This window comes from Synechococcus sp. CC9616 (assembly GCF_000515235.1).
GTDB lineage: Bacteria > Cyanobacteriota > Cyanobacteriia > PCC-6307 > Cyanobiaceae > Parasynechococcus.
This window is the reverse complement of record NZ_KI911558.1, coordinates 395388-401389: the sequence shown is the minus strand read 5'-3', so window position 1 is coordinate 401389 and position 6002 is coordinate 395388. Positions and strand designations below refer to the sequence as shown.

At 44.8% G+C, this 6002-nt stretch carries 6 protein-coding genes; 3 read left to right on the top strand and 3 right to left on the bottom strand.

The features are described 5' to 3' along the window. From SYN9616_RS17820 to SYN9616_RS0102390, 3 genes are all read right to left on the bottom strand, one after another. The coding region (locus SYN9616_RS17820) for a hypothetical protein (RefSeq protein ID WP_232199901.1) at window positions 1–237 on the bottom strand (237 nt) is incomplete at its 3' end. A 30-nt stretch (window positions 238–267) separates the two neighbouring features. After that, on the bottom strand, window positions 268–591 hold the full coding sequence (locus tag SYN9616_RS0102395; RefSeq protein WP_028951706.1) for a hypothetical protein: 324 nt from the start codon (window positions 589–591) through the stop codon (window positions 268–270). Next, entirely contained in the window at window positions 588–1058 is a 471-nt protein-coding gene (locus SYN9616_RS0102390) for a hypothetical protein (protein WP_037990606.1), read from the bottom strand. Before SYN9616_RS0102390 ends, SYN9616_RS0102395 begins: the two co-directional genes overlap by 4 nt. Window positions 1059–3396: 2338 nt before the next feature. Between SYN9616_RS0102390 and SYN9616_RS0102360 the strand changes: the two genes are divergently transcribed. The 3 genes from SYN9616_RS0102360 to SYN9616_RS0102350 all read left to right on the top strand — a co-directional run bounded on the left by SYN9616_RS0102360 (window position 3397) and on the right by SYN9616_RS0102350 (window position 5641). Then, complete coding sequence (locus tag SYN9616_RS0102360; RefSeq protein ID WP_028951701.1) at window positions 3397–4095, top strand: hypothetical protein; 699 nt, start codon at window positions 3397–3399, stop codon at window positions 4093–4095. A 125-nt stretch (window positions 4096–4220) separates the two neighbouring features. After that, window positions 4221–4898 carry a tetratricopeptide repeat protein gene (locus SYN9616_RS14995; RefSeq protein WP_051410917.1) on the top strand — a complete coding sequence of 226 codons (678 nt, stop codon included), beginning with the start codon at window positions 4221–4223 and terminating at the stop codon, window positions 4896–4898. A gap of 155 nt (window positions 4899–5053) precedes the next feature. Next, window positions 5054–5641 carry a hypothetical protein gene (locus SYN9616_RS0102350; protein ID WP_037991194.1) on the top strand — a complete coding sequence of 196 codons (588 nt, stop codon included), beginning with the start codon at window positions 5054–5056 and terminating at the stop codon, window positions 5639–5641. Window positions 5642–6002 lie beyond the last annotated feature (361 nt).

Below are 6002 nucleotides of genomic sequence, written 5' to 3'. Positions count from 1 at the left end.
GTTTCTACTAATTTTTTCTCTCCTAGCAAATACCTTTGGTGTTATTTCACCCGTATCCCTTAAGTCACAAAGGAGTGTATACCCACTAAGCGCAGCAAAAAAGAACCCACTTGCTAAGCAAGCTTCCCTTGCTGCTTCAGAGGTTTCACAGGGTTTCGTTATCTCCTCAGACGTCTTAGAAGCACGAACTGGAGCTGTTGAAAGAAGTAGTGCGCCAAGTAGTGGAAAGAGTTTCATAGGACCAGCCTGAAAGAACTGTTATGACAACTAGGGTATAGGTTTAATTGAACATTCTGGGTACATTTTTATTGTCTCCTCTACTGCTTCATTCAACAGTGGACTCCCACCCTGATTAAAGTTCCATTCATCCAAAGTCAAATCTATATTCTCTTTTGTAATCCTGCCTTTTGCTTCTAAGTTACAAAACATAGTCACCATCATCATTGAAGCACCGAGTTGTGCAGAAACTACGCACAAATTATTGTTTTCTTCTGTAGCTTCACAAGCTTTATATAACTCCTCAAATGTTTCAAAAGCCTGAACTGGAACTGCTGAGATGAGCAGTTCCCCGATGAGTGGGAGGAATTTCATTTTCTCAAAGCCTCATCAAACACTGAAGCATCAATTTCTTCGCAAGAACCCTCATAGCTGTAAGTCCGGGTTTCATTCTTAGATTTAAATATTGCAGTTCCAGTGCCAGACGTTGAATATGGTGGCATCAACTCTATTTTGTCTACACCGTTCAATTTCGTTTCGTCATCATCAATATTCTGTATAATAGTCATAGTTTTATTTTGAAGCATATAGCCAAGTGCGGCTGGAGAACGCGCATCAAGAACTGTTTTCTGCTTGAAATCAATTTTAAGGAGTGCTCTATCATCAATCGTTCTGTCTTCAGATATTTTAGACGTTTTTGTATTGGTAGTCACCATATCAACTGAATATTTACACCTCAAATACAGATAGTCTCTAGCGGCAGTCGGCGACGCTGACAAGAGCAGTGCACCGATGAGTGGGATGAGTTTCATAGGATTAGCCTGGAAGAACTGATGATGCATGAAGACATCATTTTGGGCTGAGGTATGTTGGAAAATTATTTATCCGCAGTACATTGGAGCTTCGTGTCCGTAGACTTGACGTGCTTTCCAGGTTGGTAGGTATAACTTTGTAACTCCATTTTTTGTGGTCACAGTAAATACATCGTTTACCAATGAAAAGTTGCCTTTCACGCAGTTGTCGCCTGTCTTGCTCCCGACAAGAACTGAACCCTTGGAATAAGAAAATTGATAGACAGTCCAATGCCCGTCCTTGAGCCATTCTACGTAAAAGCTTCGATCCGTATCAAAGCCAACCTTGCATCTTTCCATGACGCCATTGAATGAACATTTAACGAATGCTGGTGTATCAAAGCGAGCTAAGGCAGGACTGCTAATAACTGAAATTGCTGCGATAGCTCCAAGTAATGACCTCATAAAAAATGAAATAAATTTGTTAAGCCTATTATCGTAGTATCAGGGACGCAAAAGACCCCTATACCCACCTCTGATTCTCCAGAAATCAGCGCCAAAGCCAGGGGGATATCAATGTTGTTCTCTGTTGGCAATGGGATTCTGCAGCGACTGGGAACCTCTTCGCGCTGCAGCTGGCCAGCCAGATGTTCACAGTGACAGTTCAATGCGAACTACTGCCAGGGGTAAGGCATACCGATCAGCCGAGATCCTTGTTTGTCACTGGATTCTCTATGCATACTCGCTAGATTGCAAAAATAACGTGGCCTCATTACTGGCCAAGGAGACGACTGGTGCGGGGAGATGACGTTGACCTGAGTGTTCACACGTGTGAAAACTCGTTTCTTTGATGCACCGCATCGGTCACAGCATCAGCAGGCCTCTGATTGGTACACTCTCAACAAGTAGACTTTATTGAGAATCCCCCTCATTCATATACCTAACACACATCAGTAGCGATTAAACCTTTGAACCTTTAACCATGACCAAGAAAGAAGAAACCATCCTCAAGCTGTACAAACAGATAGAGGAAGCTGAAACAAGAGAGGAAGTGAAACTAATCCTCAGACAAATCCAAGAACTGAAACAACAGAACCAATGATTGAATCAATCGAAGTAATGCACGACGGCAACGTTCTCATCGTTGTCACTGATGAAGAGATGGCAAAGCGTTGTCTCAAGAAGAACCCACGCTCTCGCGTAACCAAGTCCAGCGATGACTGCTATGGCCTGGTTTACAGAGAGCCTGATATCAACCTGATGAACGCCATTAAGCGTGCATGAATTACTCAACTCACTGATATGTAGTGATTTGTGCTGTCTGCCTGCTGCTGAGCATGGCGCGATGGACCCAATCCCCCAAACAGGTGAGTATCAAGCGAGCAAGACCACACGAACGGGTGATGTGATCTGAAGGCAGAACGGCGATGGTGAATGTGTCCGAGTTGTGGTGACAACTACTAAAAATGAGTAAGATTAAAGAATTGGATGACTGCACATGAATTATGTTCGCCCTTATGTGAATCAAATGTTGAAGAAACACCCCCTAGGCAAAGAATTCAGAATCATTAGAGAGTTAATCTTGCACTTCAATGAGGGTCGAAATGCAATTTTAACTTCTCTGAATAATGTTATTGATTACCAAGGTCCATACAAGGGCACGTACCAAGGTCCATATCGGAATTTCTACGTCAACAAGTTTTTTAGAATAATTTTTAGTTGCTTGGGCTTGCCCTCTCGTCATCGAAATACCTATCGATTAAACTTAGACAAAGCCAGAGCAAGACGATGCGCGGAGGAAGTTACAAAGAGAGCTAAAATTCTCTTGAAATACCTAGACCAGAGCAAAGATTCCCAATGGATTGTCACTTACATGCTTGAAGATCCACTGAAAAGAGTGACTGCACGCTACAATGATAATCAACAGGAAAGCCCTTACTATCAAGTAATCAATATGTTTGAAAATTACTTAAAGGATTGCCAGACATAAATCGCCGAAAGGGCGACACAGGGCGGTTAGCTGGTAGTGTGATGTTGGCTGAATTTGGGCTGGCGTTATGTGATGACGACGGGGCGGGATTAGAGATTGATGGTGTTGTTCAGGAGATGATGAATGAAAGGGCGAGGTTAGTGATCAAGCGGCATTGCCCCATACGACTAAATATCTGAGACCAAGTGATGAAGGCTGAAAGTTATATAAAACCCGCAAGGGAAAGACAGGGCAGTTTGATTGTGCTGATCGATCTCCCGACAAAACCTCACACACACCACCCCGTCAGCAATGGCGGGGTTTTTGATGAGCTGATCAACGAGCAACAGCGAAAGCGTCACTGTCTTCAGGCTTGATTACTGAAACTCAGCTAGGAAGCCTCAACGCGCATTGATCGTCATGGCTAAGGGGCACGACCACGACCATCACGGACATGACCACGGACACGACCATGGCGAAGTGGTTGTTGAGTTCTCAGCCAAGAGACCGGCCAAACTCAAAACCCTCGATGCTGATGCCCTGATCCTTGTTGATGGCATTGAGGCTGGATCCTTCGCGGTTGCTTCCAGCAAGAAGGAACTCAAGCAGCTGATGAAGTCCGATGCGGATGTGGTCTATGACGAGAAGAAAGGCAAGCTGTATCTGAATGCCAACGGTGAGGAGAAGGGCTGGGGAAAGAAGAAGGTGGGTGGCTTGATCGCTCGGTTCAAAGGCAAGCCTGAACTCAGTGCTGAGCAGTTTGAGGGGATGGAGGCATTTGATGCTGTTACGGGCGACCATGATCATGAGCACGACCATGATCACGAGCACGGCGGTGACACCAAAGAGCAGATTGCTGCCTACCGGGAAATACTGACGGATTCAGAAGAAGCTGATCTGTTGGTTGACTTCAACCTGGAGCCCAAAAAAGCATTGAAGCGTGTGATCAAGGATGGCAAAAAAGAGGGTTATGTCTTTGATCGCGATGAGCTTGCAGAAGAGTTGGAAGAGATGGATAAAAGTGGAGCTTTTACTGATATTGAACTAGATGCAGCAGCGATGGAAGCGATGTTCTCCCAAGGTGGTGAACAGGAGCGGACGAGTAAGGCTGGTTGCTGAATCAATGGCGGTGATTTAGATGCACTCCACCCTGTCAGCAATGGCGGGGTTTTTGATTTGTAGATTAGACATAGACAGTGCTTGTCAATAAGAGCTAAAAATGGACTAGCCATGCACTGCAAAGGATGCCTCGCACCACGATTGCGTTTGCTGCTGCCTTAGCTCTGTTCATGCCAATAGGACGCCCGTTACTGCTTGGGCTGACACCTGCTCTTGGAATTGGCGCAGGGTTGCTGTCAACGCAGGCTGCCTATGCACAGAATGCTACCGATCTGTTGAATTCAGGGCTTGATAAAGCAAAAAGTGGAAATCTAAAAGGAGCCATTGCGGATTGGACGAAGGCAATCGAGATTTATCCTAAATATGCCCTTGCCTATTACAATCGTGGGCTTGCAAAACGTAAATTAGACGATTTTAATGGCGCCATTTCTGATTACACAAAAGCAATCCAGTACGACCCCGGTTATGCTGAATCCTACCTCAATCGTGGCATTACTAAGAGTATATTAGGGGATTATCAAGGGGCAATCGCTGATTACGCTAAGGCAATAGAAATCGACCCTAATGATCCAGCCAGCCACTTCAATAGTGGCATTAGCAAGGGCAAATTAAAGGACTATAAAGGTGCCATTGATGATTACATGAAGGCAATTAAACTAAGTCCTAGTTATTATATAGCTTACACAAATCGTGGCATTATTTTAGAAATAATAGGTGATCTTAAAGGTGCCTGCAGAGACTGGAAAAAAGCGGTAGATCTAGGGGATACCAAACCGATTGAATGGGTAAGAAATCAGTGCTGATGTAAGCAATGTGAAGACTGCAACATCGCTGCTTTATCAAGCTTGGGACTAATGGTGGCGATGAGATCCTGATGAATCAATCCAGACAGTGAAGCCTGGCGATTCAGCACAAACGGTCCAAGCTCGGCATCATGCGTGAAATGACATATGAGCCAATGCAGCGCTCCTTACTCCTTTCCTTCGCGATGAATGGTGTTACTGCAATGGCAGTCACCAGTAGTCTTTTTCCGTGTCATGCTCGTGAGGCAGACAAAGGCGTTTCCAACAATCACTTGTCTATCGTGATAATCCGTCACGGAGAGAAGGCATCAAATAACCACAACCTGTCATGCGAAGGGCAAAACCGCGCTCTGCAGCTTCCCGAGATACTGCGCAAAAGATTTCCAAAATTTAACCATGTTTATGCTCCCTCATTAGGGAATGGCAAACACACAAGCCATGCAAGAATGTTTCAGACAATCACTCCATTAGCGATCAAAAATGAACTGGAAATCAATAGTAGTTACAGCGGAAATGATCATGAGGGAATTGCTGATGATGTGCTGTCAAAAAAAGGAACTGTCCTCTTGGTTTGGAAACACAGTAGGATTGATGAGATCGCTCAGAACCTCGGCGTAAAAAATCCGCCGAAGTGGAGGAGTCAAGATTATGACAGCATCTGGATTGTTTCCTTTAATAATGGCAAAGCTTCATTGGGAATCGAACAACAAGGAATAATCCCGTCAGCCAACTGTGATTATTAGTCACCAAATACCATTCTTCTGCACGACAATACAGATCAAGCTTGTGCAGAAGATCCAACTCAAAACATCATTTGAATGAAATATGTATCTGCTGAACGTGCTCAGATGGAGCGAAATCGCTGATGCGCTGCATCGTGATCCCTATCAGCAATGGCGGGGTTTTTGATGCGCTGGTCAACGAGCAACAGCTAAAGCGTCACTGTCTTCACGCTTGATCACTGAAACTCAGCTAGGAAGCTTCAACGCGCATTGATCTTCATGGCATACCACGACCATCACGATCATGACCACGGCCACGACCATGGTGAGGAGGTGCTGGAGTTTTCAGCCAAGAAACCCAGCAAGCTCAAAACCCTTGATG

Bases quoted from the DNA above. Each gene is read 5' to 3' on its own strand.
- SYN9616_RS0102350 (WP_037991194.1), top strand. From the start codon at position 5,054: ATGCAGCGCTCCTTACTCCTTTCCTTCGCGATGAATGGTGTTACTGCA.
- SYN9616_RS14995 (WP_051410917.1), top strand. From the start codon at position 4,221: ATGCCTCGCACCACGATTGCGTTTGCTGCTGCCTTAGCTCTGTTCATG.
- SYN9616_RS0102395 (WP_028951706.1), bottom strand. From the start codon at position 591: ATGAAATTCCTCCCACTCATCGGGGAACTGCTCATCTCAGCAGTTCCA.
- SYN9616_RS0102390 (WP_037990606.1), bottom strand. From the start codon at position 1,058: ATGCATCATCAGTTCTTCCAGGCTAATCCTATGAAACTCATCCCACTC.
- SYN9616_RS0102360 (WP_028951701.1), top strand. From the start codon at position 3,397: ATGGCTAAGGGGCACGACCACGACCATCACGGACATGACCACGGACAC.